We start from the raw sequence: 21333 nt of genomic DNA, 5'->3' as shown, positions 1-21333 counted from the left end.
CCACCGAAGCCATCAACGGCAGAATCGAACACCTGCGCGGCACCGCCCTGGGCTTCAGAAACCTCGCCCATTACATCACCCGAGCACTGCTGGACACCGGTGGATTCAGAAACAAAATACACTCACTTTTACGATGAGCCTGTTTAAACGCGGTCGGAAGGGATTACCCTATGAACTGTGACCTTCAAACAGATCCCTGCTGCGTCAGCATCCACCGGCCTGCTGATCATCCTTTTGTGCGCCATGGGTGCCGGGCCGCTATTCAACTATGGTGTGTCCGTTTCCTCTGCGTTGATCATTGAACAGCTGGGGATCACAGCCGGCCAACTCGGGTTGATCGTCACGGTGGTCTTTGCTAGCGCAGCTATCTCTAGCATCTGGCTGGGCAATCTCGCCGATAAGATCAGCGCCCGTGCGCAGATGGCCATTATCTTCACCGGCACTGCGGTTGCGCTGGTTATGGCCGCATTTGCCCACAGCTACTGGTTGCTGTTGGCCGCAGCCGCCCTGTCCGGGCCAGCCCAGGCAATCTCGAACGCCACCACCAACCGGGTTATCATCCGCGCGGTCCCCGTTGAAAAACAAGCTGGCTGGATCGGCGTCAAACAATCCGGGGTCCAAGCCTCACAGTTATTCTCCGGGCTCTTATTCCCTGCGGTCGCTCTTGCGCTTGGCTGGACGGGTGCCGCTCTGGGTGGGGCGCTGGTTTGCGTATTGCTCTGGTTCGCTTCGTTTAAGTATGTCCCATCCCCGGCGAAGCTCGCCGCCAGCAACAGCCCGGCACCGGTCGAAGAACCACCCGAGGTCACCGTCGAGACCGACCAAGTGTCGGCGGTGAATACCAAAGACAAGATGCCGGCGATCGTCTACTTCTTTGCGGTCATTGCGATGCTGTCGGGCATGGGCACGCAAGCTACCAACGTCTACCTGCCGCTGTTTGCCGTCGAAGAGCTGAACTTCTCATTGGTGTTGGGTGGGGTGGCCGCCGCGGTCTCCGGAATCATCGGGGTCGTCTCACGGTTGGCCTGGTCCCGCCAGATGCAAGCCGGTGCCCAACCGTCGCGACTGTTGATTATGATCAGTCTCGGAGCGATCTTCGGTGTGCTGGCCTTCCTGGGCGCGGCGATGTGGCAACAAACCGTTCTCGTCTGGGTCGGTGCGGCCCTACACGGCATGACTGTTCTGGGCGCCAACGTGGTGATCAACGCCGGGCTGCTGCGAGCAGTGCCCGGCAGCAAAATTGGCGCAGCCTCGGGGCTCAACTCAATGGGCATGTACGCCGGATTTGCGCTGGGCCCACTGGTGATGGGCGGGCTTCAGGACCTCACCCACTCATTCACAGCCGGTTGGATGTTTGTCGGAGTATCGTATGTGGCGTGTGGTGTTGTGGCCGTGATGCTGTATCGTCGCAGGGGCCGAAACGAGAAACGATCATAATTTTCGTCACGCTCATGTTCCCCGAGGGGCACTCGTCCTGATCCTCTTTCTGTCCGCCCTCTGGTTGGGCCTGATCATCGGTATATCATTCATCGAAGCGCTGCTAGATTTCACCGCTTCGGGTGTCACCATCCCGCTTGGGTTAGGCATCGGCCGTCGCGTCTTTTTGGCGATGAATAGCGTAGAGGTCCTCATCGGTATCGCACTCCTCGAGGCACTCATCTCGCTGTGGTGCAACCATCGCTACTACGAGCTTCCGAATTTCAACTGCATGCAGCGCTACGGTTTCATCGCGCTGGGCCTCGTGGTCATCACGACCGCGATTATCCGTCCCGCTGTTGGCCCTCTACAGCGATTGGGCACTCGAAGGCAGGTTTGAAGGTGGCTCGACGATGCACTACTACGTGGGGTGCGAAGCGCTGCGCTTGTCATCCTCGTTCTGCTGATGGTCACGACCGAGCGTGGGCTGCTCCTGCCGACGGCGGTTGATGGGGTATCGAAAGAAGATCCACGACCGACTGTCGAAAACGAACGCTTCTGAGAAAGAAACTGGCCTTGCTTCATCCTTTTCAAGAGATGAAGCAAGGCCAATAACTGTGTTCAACGGTGGAATCCTCACCTGAGGATGGCGGTTGCTTACCTGAGGAGTTCCTCGAAGGTCATTTACGGTCGGAGGCTGCTAGCGCGCCCCATTTGCCTCGGTGAAATAATAACGGTTGGGCATCGTCATTCTGACCTAGTTCATCAACCTGTGCAACGATCAGCACGTGGTCACCACCGTCATAAGTCTCCCACGGCCGGCACTGGAAGTAGGCGGCTGTTTGACCAATGCGAGGAGCTAATCCGTGGAAAACCCAGTCGATAACCAGATCCTCTTGGGGCTTTCCAGCAAATTGGAGTGCGACATCGAGCTGGTCTTCGCTCATCACATTGATCGCGAAGAAATTTTCCATCAGATACGGCAGCGCCTTTGAACTGCGATCGATGGAAACAAGCACCAAGGCTGGGTCCAAGGACACCGAGGTGAACGAATTGATCGTCATCCCATAGTTGGTGCCCTGGGACTCGTACGTCAGCACATTGACGCCGGTTGCAAAGTGACCCAGAGTGTTGCGTAGTTCGATGGGATCCAACGGAACCGTGGGGTTAAAACCGGGATCAAAATCTGCTGGCGAGCTGGTGGTTCTACGAGGTTTGGAAAGCTGGACGGATGTCATGGGATTCTCCTAGATAGAAAGTGAACGAAATATTTGGTTTCGGGATGACTGTCAGATCACCGAGCGACGATGACCGGGAGATAACCGGTCCACGGCTCCGATACAAATGCTGAATTAGCATTCGAGGCGCTGACGTGAACCGCGACCGAAGGCTGGGCGGTGAGTCGACGAACCGAGACCGACAAGATGGAAATCAGTTGGTTTTTCATGGGAACCTCCCGGAGGAAATCGTTGGGGCTTGCGTGTGATTTGAGACACTGCATGACTGGGTCAGGGAATACAAGGGCGCCGCAAGCTCATCTGCCAAAAACATTTCCGACCGCCTCGCGCACGGACTCCAACCCACACCAGGTAAAACCTCACCTGACAAGGGGTAACGCCGAACCACAAGCATGATTTTGAGTCAAGAATGTCGGAAAATTCAGTCAGAAATTTGGGTGGGCGAGTTTTTCCGTCACCCCCAGGGACGCCTCGAAGCAAAACTAAAAGATATAGCACCCTAAAGTGTGTCGTATCTCACATCATTGGGGTCTGTGGATACTACACGCAGACGTCCGGGCATCACCCTCACCGCAGCCCATGAGGATTTCCTTAGCACCCGGATGCCCCAACACTGGCAGTTATTAGGATCAGACTTCGGTTTGTGGCCTCTGGTGGTACACCCTGTCCACGGGGTTGGGAAGTGAGCTCGGTACATCGCGGACAGGAGGTCTCATGACATGTGCACATGGGGTCTGGTGGCTTTGTATGTCCTGTCTCGCCACATCGTGGACCACTCGCACGCGTCACCCAATGTCACGTACAGGTTTTACCCTCTTTTCGACAGTCACGCCAAATGCGGTGTGGACCCTTCTCTGGCATGGTAGATGAATTCACGGGTGCGGCCCCTTCGATAGGCTGTACGTTGAGTCCTGCCAGGGGCGAGTAAATATTCTCACGATCCCGGCGTGGTCAAATTTCCTAAGAAAATTGCAGAGCATTCGCAGCAGCCAGCAGAGAAACCGCCAGCCCTCAAAAAACCTAACCGCAAGCGAAGCTTCAATACGAATGATCGAGCCACACGCCAACAAGCTTAAAGGCAGCAGCTAAAATCTCAAAGGACCCAATCCTGAATCACTGGTCTGATCTTCCGTCCCTTCACGAAGGAGCGGAACGAAAAGCGGGCGATTCCGACCCCAAGCACCTCGAACCCAGACACGATTAGAACGCGTGTTAATAGGTTCGGGTATTCGTTGCGGTCGGGTTTGCCAGCGGTGGGTTGTCCACGCTTGGCGGGCCAGCCGTCGAATGATCACGATCGAGTTGGCAAACGCGATAAAAGCCGCGTGGACAGTTGCCCGGCATCCGGTGTTGATCAGCAGATTCTGAACCCGTGATTGTGCTAAGCATTGGTGCATTCCACCACCTATCGGACGCCAGCTTGTAGAGGCTCACCTGTGGTGCTGATCTGCCAGTCATGGCCCAGGTGGTCAACAGGCCCCGGGTTTTGGCAGAATCCTAGCCAGCGTCCAGATGTACGGTGAGCTGCTCCGGCAGGTGGCCATGGAAACGTAACAAGAGCTCTAACGTGGGCACCGATAACGGTTAGTCGTTGCAATTGGCTGGGGCCGCCACGACCCCAATGAGGACGGCACTCGCGTCGGTCATTACCGGGCGCTTGGCGCCGTACTTGCTGCGGTCTACCGGGGATCGACCAGCAACTTCGTCGCCATAAGGGGCTTTGACGAAACACGTCTCGGTGCAGACCCCGTCGAGTTCACGGCCAACGATTCGGTCGTAGTTGTCCAGACAGATCTGCTCTAGTGTCTCGAAGAGACCAGCGGCGATCCACTCCTTGCGGTGCCTGCGGATTGTGGCGGCTGAGCAAGTGGCGTCGCTGATCTTTTTATAAAGGGGTATCCATTTGAGTGCCAATTCGTAGGTCAGGTGCTGATGAGGGGCTGATTGCTTGTTAGTGCCGTTGTCTGGGTGCTCTCCAGGGCCCCATCACGGTCGGCGGGGCAAGAGTGTTGAGCTGGGATCTCTTTCCCATGACACCGCGAGGCCGCGTTGCTTTGGATTGGGAGTCACGGACGAGCTGCCGAAAGGTGACTGGTGCACCAGTCACGCTACGGTGTAAGAGTCGCATAAACACCAGGCACCGATAGGTGCTGTTGCGCCGGTTGAAACGGAAGATGAACTCATCGAGGTATTCACACAGATGCCCGGCGCTACCGGAGTCTTGATAGGTCCCTTCCAGCTATCGTTTGACTTGCACAAAGAGCCGGTGCACTGCGGCCAAGGATTCATGAGCAGGCCGCCCAGTAGCAGTCACGCTGATTGCCTGGTGAACATATCCGGCGGTGGCTGCCGGATATGAGGTCAGACCATCAGCGACGATTATCGAGCCGGACTCGATATTGGCGGTGATGAATTGTCGCAGGGTGAGCGCTTTGGGCATCCTGGATGATCCCAGGCCGGGCTCTGCCCCAGCCCCTCTCGGTGACCTCTATGGCACCGGCAACCATGTCTTACCCAACGCGCCGCGGCCTCTGACACCGGCTTTGGGGCCACCAAAAAACGTCTCGTCAAGCTCGATGTGACCAGCCAGCAACTGGCTGTTAGCAGAGCTCATCACGGAGTGGAATTTCGCCAGCATCGTCCAGGCGGTTTGATAGGAATTGATCGGTAAGATCTGGTGCAAGTGGGCAGCTGAGACGCCGGCGTTCTTGTTGACGGTCAACAGCCATGCCGCTTCAAACCAGACACTCAACGGCGCCCGGGTATCGTGGAAGATCGTGCCGGTGGTGACCGAGACTCGTCGGCGGCACCTTGCACAACGATATCGCCCTGCTCTGTCACCACTGGTGGCATCGGCTGCACAATGCGGGCAGACAGACCCTGCCGGCCAGCGCAACCAATCAAGGTAATCTAAACAGGCTTGGTCACTGGGGAGCCAGGATCGAAACTGGGCAAGATCTGCTGGGTAATCAACACCCACCACAGGATGACCATCAGCGCTGTTCGCGGTAAAGTCTGACACGACTGACACCCCTTCTTGGTGTGAGTCCACGTCCCCGGCTGTTGGCGCAGCGCGGGGACGCTCTATGTTCCCTGTCAGACTATCCCACGATCGGCGTTAGAGTCCTATGAATAGTGCCCCAAGTTTTTGGCACTCAAATGGATACCCCCTTTTTTATATGAAGGGGGTAGCACGTGGACCAGTTTGTGGAACACGACACGATCTGGGATGCACGGGCTGTGACTTCCTCACGGATGCTCATTACCGGTGGGATCAATGCTTCAAATTGGTGCCACATGCGGTCGATTGATGAATAATGGAAGAGCAGGCATCGGGGCTCTTGGCAAACGATGAATTCTGAACAAATCCACGTTTGGCAGGCCCCGATGCCTGTACTGGTTTAACGCCCATCAATGACACACTAGCGAGCCCCTATGGCCACGCGTTCATATCAGGCCAAGGATCGAACCGTATCTCATCAGCATGAATGAAACATTTTTTTGACAATCAAAATATGATAACCGAAATACACTCTGTTGGAAGAGCATGAGGGGTTCCCTCGCTTCAGGGGCAATGCTAGCCCGCTCATCTCCCTTACGGCTCCTAGATTCTCCAATCATTTGGCTACAACCCGGAAGCCAATATTTCCTGACGTGGAATCTGGGGTATTCTTCGATCGTGCTGCTACCCGGTAACGATTACAGTAAGAACTGTGACACAGGTAAGACCCACCCCGTAACACCCTATGGGTACCCGAGTCAGGCCCCTGAGGTTCCCAGACCGGCGGCCCGGAAGAATAGTAATCAGTTGCGAACCAGTCCTGACACCATTCCCAGATATTTCCGGTCATCTGCCACAAGCCGTAGCCATTTGGTTGGTATGTTTTCGCTGGTGCAGTCGTTAAATAGCCATCCTCAGCAGCGTTCTCTTTAGGAAAATGTCCCTGCCATATATTGCAATTCCATTTCCCATTTAAGAGCAATTCGTTGCCCCAAGCGAACCGCTTAGCGTCAAAACCACCTCGCGCCGCATATTCCCACTCTGCCTCCGTAGGGAGTCTGGCCTCCGCCCAGTGACAGTACGCTAATGCATCTTGCCATGAAATATGAACAACTGGATGGTCATCTTTACCTTCAAAGCTCGATGCTGGTCCGTTAGGGTGCCGCCAATTTGCACCTTGTACGGTGAGCCACCATGGAACGCCAGTTACGCGATTAATTACATCGGATCGTCGACCTTGAAAGGCTGCGTAAAAAACAGCAGATGTCCCATACTGTTCTGCGGTGGTTTGGTAGCCCGTCTCCCTCACGAAAAAGGCAAACTGTTCGTTAGTTACAGCGGTTGAACCAATTAAAAATCCGCCTAATTCCACCTCATGAACCGGACCTTCACCATCTTGTGCGTATCCCTCGTCCCAATGGTCCCCCATCCAGAACTTGCCTGAAGGAATGGTTTCAAACTCTGGTCTCGGACCATTGGAAAAATCACCTAGTGCGCTTCCGTAGTTTCGAGGTGCTATCAGTTCCGGATCCCTCCTAGCTGGGAGGGAACTCTTTCCAGAGGGAAAACAGCAACTACCCATTATTATCTTCCTTCTCTGGTTTTTCTATGTCATTCGCCCAATCAATCGAGAGTGATATTGCCGCGGATTCTGGAGCCGCTGCATTCACTGCCTCGAAGTCAACTACCTCCACTCCCTGGTCCTCAGCATATTGGTCCCATTTTTCAGCTAATTCATGGGCAATGTCAGGATAGCTGTCAATTACGTTGTTGGTTTCACCCGGGTCCTTGTCCAAATTATATAGAGAGTACTCACCTGTGCCCCCCATTGGTTCGGGAGCGAAAATTAGTTTCCAGTTCCCAGAGCGATACGAGCGATGCCCAAAATGCTCCCAACCAAACTCATCGTCTCCGATGGAGTCGGAGGTCCCTTCTAGAAACGATTTGGCTGAATAACCTAGCAAATTCTCACCAGGCTTCGTATTAGCTCCGCCGTACTCGGCGAATGTGGGGTACAAATCAGTAATATGCGCAAAGGTGTCGACTACGCGATGTTCATATTCCTCGTTTGTTGCCGGGGTTTTGATGAATGCCGGCACCCGACTGCCTCCCTCAAAAAGCGTATTCTTAGCGTGGAAATAGGGCCCTGACGATACCTGTGCGTTCGGGAGCCCGATTGAGACGAAAGATCCTTCTAGCCCGTATGACTCAATATCGCCGACTTTCGGGTAGAATTTACTATGCCACCTTTCTGTACCCGGCCGTATATAAAGTTCGTGAGTATTAGCTGCTGCCCCGTTATCACTCGCAACCACAATCAATGTGTCGTCATACACATCGGTATCTTGGAGATAATCAATCAGACGCCCAATTTGTTCATCGGCCTCATGAATAACTGCGGCATAGACAGCCATTCGGTAGGCCAAGTCTTTTTTCTGATTCTCAGTTATGGAGTCCAACTCGGGTGTTTGCGCTATCCAGCGAGTTGAAGGAGCCTCTTCTATCAGTTCAAGTTCCAGCATTTGCTGGATTCGAGCGTCTCGAAGCTCTTCAAAACTATAATTGTCAAGGTAGATATCTAGATATCTACCAATCAGTTCTTCATCTTCCACATGCAAGGGGTCATGTGGCGCAGTATACGCAAGGTACCCGAAAAAGGGATTCTCCGCTGTTACGCTCTGATCTATCATCTCGATCATTTCGTCGGTGTAGGAACGCGTGGCGAAAAAATCATCCGGCAGGGAATCGAGAGTGCTGCCGTTTCGTTCATATATAACGGTGTTTTCCGGTTCATGGGTGCGTTGCGAGAGTCTTAACCCATCGGGGAAATAGGAGGCCCCTGCATCGTATAGTGTCAAATTTTCGTTGAAGCCGGTATCTTGAGGTGTCTGTCCCTCTTCTTCACCTAGATGCCACTTTCCTACTTGATAGGTATCGTAACCGACTTCATCAAGCAATTCCGCAATACCTGTGAAGTCCCCTTCAAGACTCCCTTTGTACCCGGGAGTGCTTTGAGGAACGCCTGGGGGCGTGAGGTTTTCCATAGATCCAAGACCCACCTGGTGCGGGTCCTGTCCAGTCATCAAAGCAGCCCGACTAGGAGCACATAAAGGATAGGCATGAAAATCGGTAAATTGCGTGCTTTCTCGGACGAGAGCATCAAGATTTGGAGTCTCTATTTCACCTCCATAGGCTCCAAGATCGGTATAACCTAAATCATCGAGAAGTATCATCAGAATATTTGGCTGCTCTGATGATTCATGGCTTAGCGAGGCTTCGCCAGCTACGCTTCCACACCCGGAGAGAGCAGCAGTAAGTAAAAGCGAAGTTCCCAACGCAACTCCAGCTTTCCCTGATCTCACTGGACGGTTCATCGCCGTCGTGTGCATATATTGATCCTTCCTATTTGTGCGAAAGAGCCCGCTACAGGCTCTATTTTTGTATCGGATAAATTAGACCCTCGGAGGGTACATATTCGTAGCCGCTCGAGTCTAGAGAATCTGCAATCCAACGCCCTGAGAATCAACCCCGATTGCGCACCGAGCTGTGAAGGAGAGCAAGAAGACCTTGCTGCAATCGATAACTTCATCCCTCTGCGTGTGCTTTCGATCACGGTTCAACTTAATGAGTCAGCTTGAGGTCCGGCTTTAACAGCGTAATTAATAAAATCTATTGACTTATAGCGGTTTATAAGCAGGAGTTTTCGCATGACTTTTCATGAACACATTCGTTCAAAACTTCGCAACGCCCACTATCCACGGAAGCCGCACCACCTACACTGCAATACGCTGTACAACGCTTGGAAATAGTGCGAAAGTTACATAGCTCTCTATCGAACCAAAAATCAAATAGTTGCGAACCATGTCGACCGCGCGCCTATTTGCTGCTTAACCGTTTGGCACTGTTTCAATGAGAGTATGTCGTTTCTAATCAAAATTTTTGAGCATGAATGGTTTACTCATAGTCTTCTGTTAGTTAAGGCTGAGGTCTGTAATCTGACTTCTCAACGGACCTCACCCGGCGCGGTTGTGAGCTCCTGATACAAGTGATCCACTTGCTTGAGAACGAAACTGCTAAGAGAATAACTTGACACCATGCTGCTCCCACCGCGCAAAAGACCCCACGACAGCGCAGCTTTCGGAGACGGATATGCAGAGACTATACGACCAATTTCCCAAGGTTCAGCAGACGCTGGTAGTCGTTCTTCCTAGCTGTTTGTACGCCCTATCCCAGAGTGATTAGGTTCGTCGCGCCCCCACGCGAGGGTGGGCCAAGTGCACCCTTGCGCACAGCCCCGATTTGTTTGATCGTGTCAACGAACCGTCGCATGGTCGGCGTCATTTCGATCCCACTACGCCAAATAAGCGTGGCCTGCATGGGTGGTAACCACGCCGGAGCATCCAGCGCAGCAACCCCCTTCCATTGGGCCGCAATGCGTTGCGTGGTTGGCGCTACCCCGACCCCGGCACTGACAAGTGGCATAGCGCTTTGTGGGGTAGAGACTTCTAGCACTTCAAAGGTTTCATCGTCTTTCAGACGCTCTTTCACGATTTCTGGCATACCGGTGAAGGAGCGGAGCTTTCGGGGCAGAATCCATCTGCCCCACCCGTGATCCAATGGGTGATGCTCTTTTGCTCGCGAACTGGGAACGGCAATTTTCAGTGGGATAGAAACCACTGGCAAGAGCGTCAAGCCGTTCAATGCGGTTACAGCGAACTGTGCACGACTAAAGGGCACGCAAGCTAGATCAAGCTCCCCCTTTTTCAGCCGAGTCAAAACCTCTTCGGGCTCCAAATCCACCATGCGAATACGCACTTGAGGTGTATCCAGGGTGATTTCAGCGAGCGCATCGGCAATAATTTCGTTGATCACCATGGGTTCCACACCTAATCGGAGTTCGCCAACCTTGCCTTTGCCCATTAACGAAAGCGTATGTGTCAGTTGCTCACGCTCTGCTATCAACCGCTGGCCGCGTTCCAACAGATGCAGACCCGCTGCAGTGGGCTCCACCCCCTGTGAAGTGCGCTTCAGTAATTTTACCCCAAGCTCGTTTTCAAGCTTTGTAATCGTTGCGCTCAGTGGGGGCTGCGACATGCCAAGTTCTTTAGCAGCACCTGATACCGATCCGGCTGCCACGATTGCCTGAAAGTAACTAAGATGACGGAATTCCATTGTGTCCCCTCATGGATGTACTAAAAACTCTTGAATCGAGTTCTGCTGGGTGAAGACGGCCATCGACGTATTAATCACATGTGATTTCCTGCATCAGAAGTGGTATCAATCTCAACTGTGTGCTTGCCTCTAATATTCCGGTTCTGCGCCTCTATTAGTGATGCCGGCCGGACGGCGGATGCAGTGTTGAAACGCCGTCCGACCGCGAACACCAAATGTTACCCATCCACCGGAGAGTGACTGGACAACCCTCGGCGATTCTTGCGGGAGGGTGAGGTCTCTTCGCCTTAGAGGGCGCGAGCAACCTCGTGTGGTTCCACTATGTTGTTTTTCAGTTGCCCAATCCCATCGACGGCGACTTCTACAAAGTCGCCGGACTCCAGGAAGATTGGTGGGTTGTGCCCCTTGCCAACTCCGCCGGGAGTTCCGGTCAGGATCATATCGCCCGGCCGCAAAGGCACAATGGTCGACAGGTACGACACCAGCTGGGCCGGATTAAACAACAAGTCGGAGATGGGATGTTCTTGCATGACCTTCTCATTGACCTTGGTCTTCAGAACCGCTGAATCGCTGTCAAACTCATCTGCGGTCACCAAGACCGGACCAACCGGCGTGGAGTTCGCCCAGACCTTGCCCTGTAACCATTCTTGAGTGCGTGCCTGCCACCCCCGCATCGAAATATCGTTCGCGATAGAAAAGCCGGCAATATAATCAGCAGCTTCTTCTTCAGACACCTTGTAGGCAGTCTTGCCGATGATGGCGACAAGCTCGCCCTCCCAATCGAGTTCCTGATCTTCGGCAATGGCTACAACATCATCACGCGGGCCAGTCAGAGTATCCGCAAACTTCGCGAAGACGGTCGGGTATTCTGGGAGCTCGCGGCCCATTTCCTGAATGTGTTCCGTGTAGTTCAAGCCTATGCAGAATATCTTTGATGGATTTGGCACAATCGTTGCCAGCTGGGCGTCGAGCACGTGATGTTGGGTGCCATCGGCAGCTTCGGCAATACTGCGCCATGCAGGGTCTTTCAGAAGTTTACCCACGTTGGTGTAGCCGGAAATTTCAGTGTAGGTTCCGTCATCGGTGTCGCCATCAAGCCGGGCAGTAATGGTAGACCCGTTTTGGTTCAACGTGGCAAGTTTCACGGTATCTCGTCTTCTTTCTGTCAATGAGGTCTATTTCGGGGTGTCCAACTGGGCGCTACAACTGCAACGCCCAGTTGGACGGAGCGGGCCCGGTGGGCCGCCAACTAGGCAGCTTCTTCCAGCGCCTGCTCTTCGGAGGCAAATTTTGTCCAAGTTCCTTCCGGCAACATCCTGCGCAAGACCGGGTAGATGATCAGCGATAACGCCAGGCTGGCGAGGAACCCCAGGGCCCAGACGCCGGTTGCCATGAGAATGAAACCAACGGCTGAGGACAGTGCCATGGTCAGCAGTCCCGCCCAGTTCCAGTTTTCAATTTTGTGCGTAGCCCGGGTGTATTTGGCGCGGCGGACAAAGTAGTAGTCGGCGATCATGATGCCGCACATCGTAAAGGTCATGGTGCCGAGGTATGCCAGATATTGGGTGAAGTGCCCAAGAATGCCGCCGGCAATCATCAGCAGGGCGATAATGTTTCCTGCCACCACCATGCTGGCCCGTCCTGGTTTCCAGCCGGTCAGGGCATCAATGAGGTTGACCAGTGACAGCGAGCCGGAGTAGGCGTTGATGGCTTGGGCTTTGGCTTGGGAGGCGTAGATAGTGATGAATCCGATCCAGCCGGCAAAAATGACGAAGAACGCACCGGTGTTTTCCATGATGAACGTGCTACCGGCTTCTGCGGCTTCTCCCGGAGACATCCCGGCGTTGCGTGCCAGGATGTAGTCGATGACGGCAGGCATTCCGCCGATCATCACCAGTGCACCCAGCACGACCATCAGCAGGTTTTGTACTATTGGTCCGGCCAGCGACAGGATGGTGACGTCTTTGCGACTGCGGGCATACCGTGCAAAGTCGGTGGTGACCAGTGCGATGGTGCCTGCAGTTGCTCCCATGACTCCGAAGGCTGCTTCAAATTTTGGTACGAATCCGCCGGGAACGACACCATCGTAGGTCAAGACTTCCATGGGGTTAGCCCCCTGGATGACATAGATTTGGACGATCAGGTAGACGGTAACCAGCAAGGTGATGATGGTCATGAAACCACTGGCGTTTAGCGCGATCTTGAGTCCGAAAATGGCCAGGCTGATCCACAATAAGGTCAGCAATCCATAGATGACGATTCTGGTGGTCCAGGTATCGTCGAGGTCCAACATCAACAACGTACCCTCGTATAACAGAGCAGACTCTATCGCCAAAAAGCCTAGGATCATGAAGGCAAAGATGATCGATCCAATGGAAGAGCCGCGGAGTCCGAATCCGAAAAACCGCGATGTGATGGTACTGGACACGCCGGTTGCAAAGGCCATATTGCCCAAGGCTTTACTGAGCGTAAATGCCAGGACTGCGATCAGGAGTCCGACAAACAGTCCAATGGAAAAACCAGCCAGTACGACCGTGAACCCGGCCATGGCAAAAATAACCAAGGCGGTTGCGACGCTCACCGGGCTAAGGGCGAGTCGCCATCCGCTTTGGCGGTCATGTTCCGGGACACTGACGAGCGCGTGGTCTTCGGCAGCATCAGCTAAAGAATCGGAAATTGATGTTTGGGTGATTTTAGAGGTGGTCATTTTAAATCCTTTTCTGAAGGACAAAGCCATGAAGAGTCGATGCAGTCAGCGTCTACCTGGCTGCGGTCGTTGGGGCGCCAGTTGATCTCGGCGCCCCAACGTTCCATCGACGATTAGTTGCTACTGCAGCCTGCTACTGCGATAGCTTCGATTTCTACTAGAATCTTTGGATCGGCTAGCGCAGAGACTTCAACCAGGGCAGCGGCTGGGAAGTCTCCGGTGAAGAATTCCTGACGTGCTTTCCAGACGCCCTCGTTGTTTTTGATGTCGGTCACATACAGTGTGAGCTTCACGACGTCGTCCATGACGGCACCGGCAGTTTCAACGAGATCTTTGATTTTTTGAAAGATCACTTTGGCTTGTTCGTATTCGTTGTCACCAAGAATGGTTTTGCCGTCGAGCCCGCGGGAGGTCAGGCCCGCAATGAAAATCTGGTCACCGACGCGCAGGCAGTTTGACCACATACCGGCAGCCGGTTCAGCAACCGTGTCGGCGTAGTGGCGCTGTTTTTTCACAGTAGTTTCAAGCATTATTTTCCTTGTCCTCGCAGAATTTTTAGAGTTTGATGATGTTGTCCCAGGCGGTTTTGCCGCCCCAGTTCACGTTGACGCTTTGGCGGCGCATGAATTCGCGCCAGGAGTCCGAGCCTGCGGTCCGTCCACCGCCGGTTTCTTTTTCGCCACCAAAAGCCGCGCCGACATCAGCACCGGTGGTGCCCATGTTGATGCGCACTATGCCGCAGTCGCTGCCCCGTGCTGACAGGAAGGTTTCGATGTTGGTCAGGTTGGTGGAGTGCATGCCGGAAGCTAAGCCTTGGGCTACGTCATTGTGAATCTCGATGGCTTCGTCCAGTGTTTCGTAGGTGATAACCGAAACGATCGGGACAAAGGTTTCGAGTTGGGCAATATCGTCGTTTGGTTTGACGTTGGTGACGATGGTCGGTTCGACATACAGCCCTGGACGGTCAACGACCTTGCCGCCGTGGACGATGGTTGCGCCTTGCTTCACGGCGGTGTCCAGGGTTGCCTGGAAGTCTTTGACCGCTTGGCCATCAATGAGTGGGCCGACAGTAGCGGCGGGGTCGCGTGGATCACCGATGGTGATCTGGTCAAATGCCCTCTTCAGCAGCTCGACCAGCTCGTCGGTGATGCTGCTGTGGGCGATAATGCGGCGGGTACTGGTGCACCGTTGTCCGGTGGTGCCCACGACCCCGAAAGTTAAAGCCCGGGCGGCTTGTTTCAGGTCAGCGGTCTCATCGACGATGCAACCATTATTTCCGGAGCATTCCAGTTGGTAGCGCCGACCCAGGGTGGAGCTGACGATGCTGGCAACTTTCTTGCCCACGGTGGTTGAGCCGGTAAACGAGATCATATTGACCCGAGTGTCGTGGACCATCAGCTCGGCTACATCGTTGTCGTCCGGGATGAACAAGGAGAAGACGCCCTCAAAGCCCATTTCTTCGGCTGCCTGGTTTACGAGCTTCTGTAACGCAATAGCGGTCAGCGGCACTTTCGGGCTGGGTTTCCAGATGACGGCGTTGCCTGCGATCGCGGCCAGGAAGCCGTTTTGTGCCCAGACGTTTGCCGGGAAGTTATACGCACTGATAATTCCGACCACACCCAGTGGCAGCCACTGATCGTACATGCGGTGCTCGGCGCGCTGGGATTGTTGCGTGTAGCCGTACAGCATGCGCGACTGGCCGGCTGCGATAATGGACATGTCGATGGACTCGCGCAGTTCACTTTTGGCTTCCATAATGGACTTGCCGGTTTCTAGTGCGACGATTGCGCTGAGCTCATCCAGGTTCTCTTCGATCAACAGCCCGATGCGGCGAACGAATTTGCCCCGTTCTGGGGCGGGAACCATTCGCCACCATTCGTGGGCGGAGCGTGCGGTTTCGATGATCTCTTGGTAGTCCTGGGCATTGGCTGCGGCCACATGAGTCAGGGTGGAACCATCAGCCGGGCACTGGACTTCGATCAGCGGACGGTCTTGGCTGGGTCGCCAGCCACCGTCTTTTGAATAGGTACCGGAGTGGGTGGCATTCATGCCAAAGCTCTCCAGCGTTTCGGTGGCATGGAACAGAGCTTCTTTAGTCAGGGACATCGTGTTTTTCCGTCTTTCAGTTTGAAGTAATTAGTCGTTTGCGAGAAACTCACCGATGGTTTCATCCGTATGAAACTCGGGTTTCTCGTAATAGTGCGGGCCGTCGTAGACTTCGATGAGCAGGCTGTCTTCGTGCGCCAGCGTTGGCCCGTGTGGGTGGTCTTTGGGATTGGAATAGAACGACCCGGGCTTTAGCCGTAGCCCAGAATCGGTGTATTCATAATCGCCTTTGAGGCAATACATCGATTGATTCGAAGCATGTGTGTGCTTGGTCGGGATGCGACCGCCCTTTTTGAAGTCCAACAAGGCGATTGAAGCACCGGTCTGCTCATTCTTGAACAAGAAGTACTGTCTAAATCCATATTCTGGATAATCGATCCAGTCTTCTTCCTTCAGATCACTGGCATGGATCAAAATCTCCAGTGAAGCTAAGTTGGGTTGATTGGTCATGATGAGGTCTCCTGTTCTGGACGTCCTGATGCCACCCATCGGTGGTATTCCTGGGTACTTTCTTTAGTGGCCGGAAATAGCCCGAAAAGGGGCCGGCCCTGTGCAATGCGAAGGGCTGCAAATTCTTCATATTCAGCCACGGCGAGCGCTTCATCCGCGACTTCATTCACGAGATGCTGCGGGATGACAACGACGCCATCGACGTCCCCGACCACAATGTCGCCGGGATATACGGCAACCCCGGCGCACCCGACGGGTTCGTTCAGCGCCACCGGGTGCAAGGCAATAGGCGTGGCTGGTGGGGCATTGTGGACTTGGTAGCACGGCAGCCCGGTCGCGGCGATGTCCGCCGAATCGCGGAATCCGCCATCGGTGACTACCCCGGTGACGTTGCGGTACTTCAGCCGGGCGGCCATCAGGTCACCCATTGAAGAGGCCTGCAGCGAGCCGAACGCGTCGATGACTAACACGGCACCTGCGGGGCATTCTTCAATGGCCCGGCGGTGTTTGTTATCATCTCGCTGGTAGGTGGCCATGCTGTCGAGGTCTTCTCGTGCTGGGATGAACCGCAAGGTGTAGGCCGGACCAACCATGCGTGGTTGGTCGGCGCTAACCTGTGACAGACCCAGCATCATGACGTTTTTGAAGCCGCGCTTCAGCAGGACGTTGGCGACATTGGCGCTGCCGACTTGCATTAGCTGGTCTTTGGTTTCGGGAGTCAGGGCGGGCTCGGTGTTTTGAGTTGTGGTGATGGTGATGTGCTGGGTCATTGGAAGAACTCCAATGGTGGTCGATTGCCCCACTGGGTGGTCTCGCTGGCCGTACCGTTGAACGAGCTGGGCTGGTAGTTGGCATCGACCACATCCCCGTCGGTGTAGTGCTCGATGCGGAACCCGAAGGGGTCTTTCCAGTAGTCAAAGATCTGGCTACCCAGTAGGTGCCGTCCCACGCCCACATCGGAGTGGAAGCCCTTTTCCACCAGGTAATCATGCGAGGCCATCACCGCGTCCATGTCAATGACTTCAAACGCCGAGTGGTGAATGCCCACCCAATCGGATTGCAGAATCAACGCGAAGTGGTGATCCACCAGTTGCTCGCCGAGATCCAGTCTGACAAACGTGCCGATTGGTGGGCCGTCTTCGCCCGGTGGCAGCATGTAGTCCGAGTCTAGGAAGTTGAAGCGGTCTTTGAACCAGCGCATCGTGGCCTCATGGTCGGTCACGTGCAGTACAAAGTGTCCCAGTCGGGCCACAGTAGCCGGGGCAATCGGGGCCCGGACCGAGTCATAGACGCGGTTTTTGTCGCGAATGTTATTGAAGAGGTTGGGTTCACGATCTTTGATCGGTTCGACCTTTGCGCGGCCCCAGATCGCCTTAATCTCGATGTCGTCTGGGGTGTGCATGACTACTTCGTAACCTCCCCCGGGTTCGATGCTTTGTTGGACCTGGCTGGATCCTTCCATCGCGGCCAGTTCATCAAGGTCGGCTCGGGTGGCCACTTCGATGGAGACGCCAAGGAATTTTTGTTTGTCTCCCAGGCGAGTCACGTGAATGTGGTGTTGGGTTCCGGTACCCCGCATATACAGGGTCTTGTGGTCACTACCGGGGCTCTTGGTCATGCCAAAGGCCGTCAGGAAGTCTTCCATACGGCCCAAATCCTGGGCCTGATACGTCACTTGCGCTAAATCGACTGCAATAGCCATCAGTTCTCCTTTCCGATGTCTCTACTTGGGCTAATCAGCGGGCGAGCTACTGCTTGATGCTGTCCAAAACGCTGACATCGTCAGGGTTGACCAAGTCATCGACGGTCCAACCATCCAGGTCATATTCGTCCATGGCCGATTGGGCGAAGTCTTTGCAGTAGTCCAACAGGCCGGTTCCCATGGCGGAGAACAAGTTGGTTTGACGGGTGACATCGTTGGATCCGATGTAGTTGATTTCATACAGTTCGTGGCGGGCTCCGAATTCGGTGCCGATCGCATCCCACAGCATCTTCATAACCTTTACGCGCTCTACAGCATTGTTATCGTTGCTGCCGCGTACGTAGGTGTCGAGGTACTGGCGAATTTCAGGGGTCTTGAAATCGACCGCATGAGAGTTCAGGTAGATGAGTCCCGAGGCGACGATCTGTTCGATGATGTTTTTGATCTTGGGCATGGCCAGCTGGTTCATGACCCGGTAGGCACCAGCAAATTGTGGGCTGGGCTGGATCATGCCGTTCTTCCAGGGCACTTCGCTCTTTGCCATGGCATCAGACAGCGCCCAGAAGGTGTTGCGCCACGCGATGACTTCGCCCAGCTGAGATTTCACCCCGTGGAATTCATCGGCGCCGGTGATTTCCAATGCCCGGGTGAGCAGGCCGACTAGGAAGTCGAGTTTGACCGCGAAGCGGGTGCAGCCGTGTAGCGATGCGCGTTCCAGGTATCCAGAGTGGATGTTGTATTTATTGGCCTGTTCCAGATCGTTGTAGATAAAGACGTTTTCCCAGGGGACAAACACGTCATCCAGTACCAGGATCGCGTCGTTTTCATCCAGGCGGCTGGACAGTGGGTAGTCGAATGGGCTGCCCAGCACTGCTGCACGCTGTTCATTGGAGACCCGCGAGATGAGTTTGACACCGGGGGCGTTCGTTGGGGTGATGAAAACCGGCGAGAACGACGGATCATCTACGGCAACTTGACCAACATGGCCAACGAAGGTGTAGTGGGTCAGCGCTGAACCGGTGGCCACCACTTTGGCTCCGGTGACGTAGATGCCATCGGCGGTTTCTTTGGTGACGCGCACAAAGACGTCTTTTCCGGCTTCGGGACCCAGGTTTCGGTCGACCGGTGGATTCATGATCGCGTGGTTGACATACCAGGTTTTTTCTTGGGCTTTGCGGTACCAAGCGCGAGCGTTATCTTCATAGCCGCGGTAAAAGTCCGCGTTTGCACCCAGGGTGGCCAAGAAGCAGCCCTTGTAGTCTGGGGAACGGCCCATCCAGCCCCAGGCGACTTTCTGCCATTCAGCAATCGCATCACGTTGGGCAACTTGTTCTTCGGTGTTCTTTGGAGCTCTGAAAAAGCGGTGAGTGAAGCCGCCCCATTCGGTTGGCATTGTCAGGATGTCTTTGTGTTTTGGATCGTGCAGCGCGTCATACATCCGGGCAATCATGCGTGCTGAGTTGCGAAAAGCCGGATGCTCGGCAACATTTTCTACCCGCTCGCCGTAAATCCAGACTTCGCGACCGTCGTTGAGACTATCCAGATATTCCTGGCCGGTAAATGGGATGTATTGGCTCTGGTCTTCGCTGGTGGATTGGGTGTCTGCGTTTGCAATGGTCATGGGATTTCCTTCCGCTCAAAGAATGTGATTCGTGACACTGCACGCCTTTTGAACAGATTGCAAGGTCGGCAACACAAGAAGCGAACTTTCTGTCGGGCCGCAGGCATCTCAGTGCCACTCGAATGAGTTGTCGTAAGGCCTTGAAATCAATGGTTGACTTGGCAGGATGGGAAAAGTTTGGCTTGAAGAAGTTCCCCTGGTTAGGTTCTTGAGTGCCGCCGGGGCGAGGGTGGTCGACGTGGTCAACCAGGGCAGAAAGCTCTCAGGGCCAAAGATTTAAAGTATATGCCTCTAAAGGGTGATGTATATCACGCTCAGTGTCCGAGCTGAAGAGAGCAGTAAATCCGGGGAGCTAGTTATGCTCCTCTTGGTCTTATTTGCTGCAAGATATTTTGGGCAAGGCGCAGTTTGAAGCCTTTTAGGTGTGAGACTTAAGTCACGAAAGCCCGTGTTTCCGCTGAAGGGCAATTCATTGTTTCTTCCAAAACGTAGCTGTGGTTGCGAGTGTGTCTAAGACATGGGTCGATAACCAGCGTCCTTAGATCTGTACTAATGAGGTGGTCTGCTGATGTTTGCTGCAGGGCAAACTTGCAAAGGCGGGCACAAAAATCACTCGATCATGGATGAATGGGAGACAAGAACCTAGGCTATTTTGAACAGGTCGAACCCGAAGGCTCCTGGAGAGTCAGTTTTCAATATTGCATTAGTCAGCAGATCGGCTACCAGCAATGGTACAAAACTCTCCCTAAAGCTCGGAGGTCTAGCCGGTCTAACACGCGCTCATGGAATAATCAGGGCTGGAGCATTTCTTGCAGCACCATAGCTGTCCCGCAGTACTGTCGTTTTACACAGTCTCTCCGGAAGGATCATCGACGTGACTTATCGTACGGATCAGTGCACTAGCCATAACGAATGCCATCATGATGGGATACTCTGACCTTGAGTTCCAGCCGGTTTTCCGCAGCCCAGACCGACGATGAGCAACCTATGTCTTCGACAGCGGCAGGAATCTTATCAGTGCTCTCAATGTCTAGGGTATTCCTTTTTGACCACCGAAACGGGAATCCGGTCATGCATCCGGTAGCGGACCTGACAGCTGAAAATCGGGGTTTCGTTGACGCTGCGACTACAGTAGCGACAGGCCGGTAGGCCATACCGGATGAAGAAGCGAGGACCACATAATGCCCGAGGGCATGCACAACGAAGACATCACCACCATCAAAGACACCGCCCAACCGCCCAAGGTCACAAGTATGTGGGGCCGCTGGGTCACCTTTTTGCTCGGTGTATTTGTCATGTCCGTTGGCATCGCGCTCAGCGTGCACGGCCAGCTGGGAACCGCCCCGATTTCCACCTTCCCAGCGGTGATCGATGCCGCAACATCATGGACCGTCGGTGGCGTGACCGTGGTGATGAACGCCGTGTTCGTGCTCATCCAGATCATCATTTTGCGACGACGCTTTCCACTATTCCAGCTAGTCCAACTTCCGATCGCCATCATCTTTGGCACGCTGATCGACGTCTCAATCTTTTTGACCTCCTGGGCACAAACCGACAACTATCTGCTCCAGTGGGTCGTGACGATCATGGGCGCGATCATTCTTGGCATCGGCGTCTACATTCAGGTCCAACCCAAGCTGCTCTATCTGCCGGGCGAAGGCATCGTCATGGCGCTGACCCAGGTGACCTCTGCACGATTCGGGACGATGAAACAAATCGTGGACTGGTCACTGGTGATCATCGCCGCCGTCGTCTCATTGATGATGATGCAGCAACTCGAAGGTGTACGCGAAGGAACCGTGTTTGCGGCATTTGCCGTCGGAGGAGTGGTCAAGGCCATCGACAACCTTCGCCAACGCCGCGCAGCGAAGAACGGCTAACCACCACGCCTTGCCCCAGTCCAGGTGAGCTGTCACCATG

The 21333-nt window shown here is 54.3% G+C and carries 17 protein-coding genes and 3 pseudogenes; 5 read left to right on the top strand and 15 right to left on the bottom strand.

From position 1 onward, the window contains the following. The 3 genes and pseudogenes from A6F49_RS17885 to A6F49_RS17540 form a co-directional block, all read left to right on the top strand. A pseudogene (locus A6F49_RS17885) lies at positions 1-137 on the top strand (ISL3 family transposase); the annotation flags it as partial. A gap of 40 nt (positions 138-177) precedes the next feature. Beyond that, positions 178-1437, top strand: a complete 1260-nt coding sequence (locus A6F49_RS15725) for an MFS transporter (RefSeq protein WP_043055509.1) — start codon at positions 178-180, stop codon at positions 1435-1437. 64 nt (positions 1438-1501) lie between these two features. After that, positions 1502-1816, top strand: a complete 315-nt coding sequence (locus A6F49_RS17540; protein WP_052499946.1) for a hypothetical protein — start codon at positions 1502-1504, stop codon at positions 1814-1816. 280 nt (positions 1817-2096) lie between these two features. Here the strand turns inward: A6F49_RS17540 and A6F49_RS15715 are convergent, their stop codons facing one another. From A6F49_RS15715 to A6F49_RS18940, 4 genes and pseudogenes are all read right to left on the bottom strand, one after another. Beyond that, entirely contained in the window at positions 2097-2654 is a 558-nt protein-coding gene (locus A6F49_RS15715) for a flavin reductase family protein (protein ID WP_082911856.1), read from the bottom strand. Between the two features lie 56 nt (positions 2655-2710). Next, positions 2711-2863: a hypothetical protein gene (locus A6F49_RS18180; protein WP_161485836.1), complete on the bottom strand. Its 153-nt coding sequence runs from the start codon at positions 2861-2863 to the stop codon at positions 2711-2713. A gap of 1199 nt (positions 2864-4062) precedes the next feature. After that, a pseudogene (locus tag A6F49_RS18550) lies at positions 4063-4544 on the bottom strand (IS5/IS1182 family transposase); the annotation flags it as partial. A 61-nt stretch (positions 4545-4605) separates the two neighbouring features. After that, a pseudogene (locus A6F49_RS18940) lies at positions 4606-5676 on the bottom strand (IS1595 family transposase). A 173-nt stretch (positions 5677-5849) separates the two neighbouring features. Here A6F49_RS18940 and A6F49_RS18655 point away from each other — a divergent pair. Beyond that, the gene (locus A6F49_RS18655) at positions 5850-5972 is read left to right on the top strand and encodes a hypothetical protein (protein ID WP_268751230.1); all 123 of its coding nucleotides are present in this window, start codon (positions 5850-5852) and stop codon (positions 5970-5972) included. A gap of 299 nt (positions 5973-6271) precedes the next feature. On the opposite strand, the gene A6F49_RS17530 is transcribed toward A6F49_RS18655, so the two are convergent. From A6F49_RS17530 to A6F49_RS15650, 11 genes are all read right to left on the bottom strand, one after another. Further along, complete coding sequence (locus A6F49_RS17530; protein WP_082911855.1) at positions 6272-7237, bottom strand: formylglycine-generating enzyme family protein; 966 nt, start codon at positions 7235-7237, stop codon at positions 6272-6274. Then, complete coding sequence (locus tag A6F49_RS15695; protein WP_043055510.1) at positions 7230-9044, bottom strand: sulfatase-like hydrolase/transferase; 1815 nt, start codon at positions 9042-9044, stop codon at positions 7230-7232. The genes A6F49_RS17530 and A6F49_RS15695 overlap by 8 nt, the downstream gene beginning before the upstream one ends. A gap of 835 nt (positions 9045-9879) precedes the next feature. Then, positions 9880-10827, bottom strand: coding sequence for a LysR family transcriptional regulator (locus A6F49_RS15690; RefSeq protein WP_043055511.1), 948 nt, complete (start codon positions 10825-10827; stop codon positions 9880-9882). 287 nt (positions 10828-11114) lie between these two features. Then, positions 11115-11972, bottom strand: a complete 858-nt coding sequence (locus tag A6F49_RS15685; RefSeq protein ID WP_052499950.1) for a fumarylacetoacetate hydrolase family protein — start codon at positions 11970-11972, stop codon at positions 11115-11117. Positions 11973-12076: 104 nt separating this feature from the next. Then, entirely contained in the window at positions 12077-13534 is a 1458-nt protein-coding gene (locus A6F49_RS15680) for a purine-cytosine permease family protein (protein WP_043055512.1), read from the bottom strand. A gap of 113 nt (positions 13535-13647) precedes the next feature. Continuing rightward, entirely contained in the window at positions 13648-14064 is a 417-nt protein-coding gene (locus A6F49_RS15675; RefSeq protein ID WP_067605864.1) for a RidA family protein, read from the bottom strand. A gap of 25 nt (positions 14065-14089) precedes the next feature. Beyond that, on the bottom strand, positions 14090-15640 hold the full coding sequence (locus A6F49_RS15670) for an aldehyde dehydrogenase family protein (protein ID WP_043055513.1): 1551 nt from the start codon (positions 15638-15640) through the stop codon (positions 14090-14092). Between the two features lie 30 nt (positions 15641-15670). Further along, positions 15671-16090, bottom strand: a complete 420-nt coding sequence (locus A6F49_RS15665) for a cupin domain-containing protein (protein ID WP_043055514.1) — start codon at positions 16088-16090, stop codon at positions 15671-15673. Beyond that, on the bottom strand, positions 16087-16860 hold the full coding sequence (locus A6F49_RS15660) for an RraA family protein (protein WP_043055515.1): 774 nt from the start codon (positions 16858-16860) through the stop codon (positions 16087-16089). Before A6F49_RS15660 ends, A6F49_RS15665 begins: the two co-directional genes overlap by 4 nt. Further along, entirely contained in the window at positions 16857-17792 is a 936-nt protein-coding gene (locus A6F49_RS15655) for a VOC family protein (protein ID WP_043055516.1), read from the bottom strand. Before A6F49_RS15655 ends, A6F49_RS15660 begins: the two co-directional genes overlap by 4 nt. Before the next feature lie 46 nt (positions 17793-17838). Beyond that, positions 17839-19413, bottom strand: coding sequence for a 4-hydroxyphenylacetate 3-hydroxylase N-terminal domain-containing protein (locus tag A6F49_RS15650; protein ID WP_043055517.1), 1575 nt, complete (start codon positions 19411-19413; stop codon positions 17839-17841). A gap of 1181 nt (positions 19414-20594) precedes the next feature. Here A6F49_RS15650 and A6F49_RS15645 point away from each other — a divergent pair. After that, a complete protein-coding gene (locus tag A6F49_RS15645; protein ID WP_201120380.1) occupies positions 20595-21293 on the top strand; it encodes a YczE/YyaS/YitT family protein in 699 nt (232 codons plus the stop codon). Positions 21294-21333: the final 40 nt, after the last annotated feature.

Origin of the sequence: Enteractinococcus helveticum, assembly GCF_001657475.1 — a bacterium.
Taxonomy (GTDB): Bacteria; Actinomycetota; Actinomycetes; order Actinomycetales; family Micrococcaceae; genus Yaniella; species Yaniella helvetica.
This window is presented reverse-complemented; position numbering and strand designations above follow the sequence as displayed.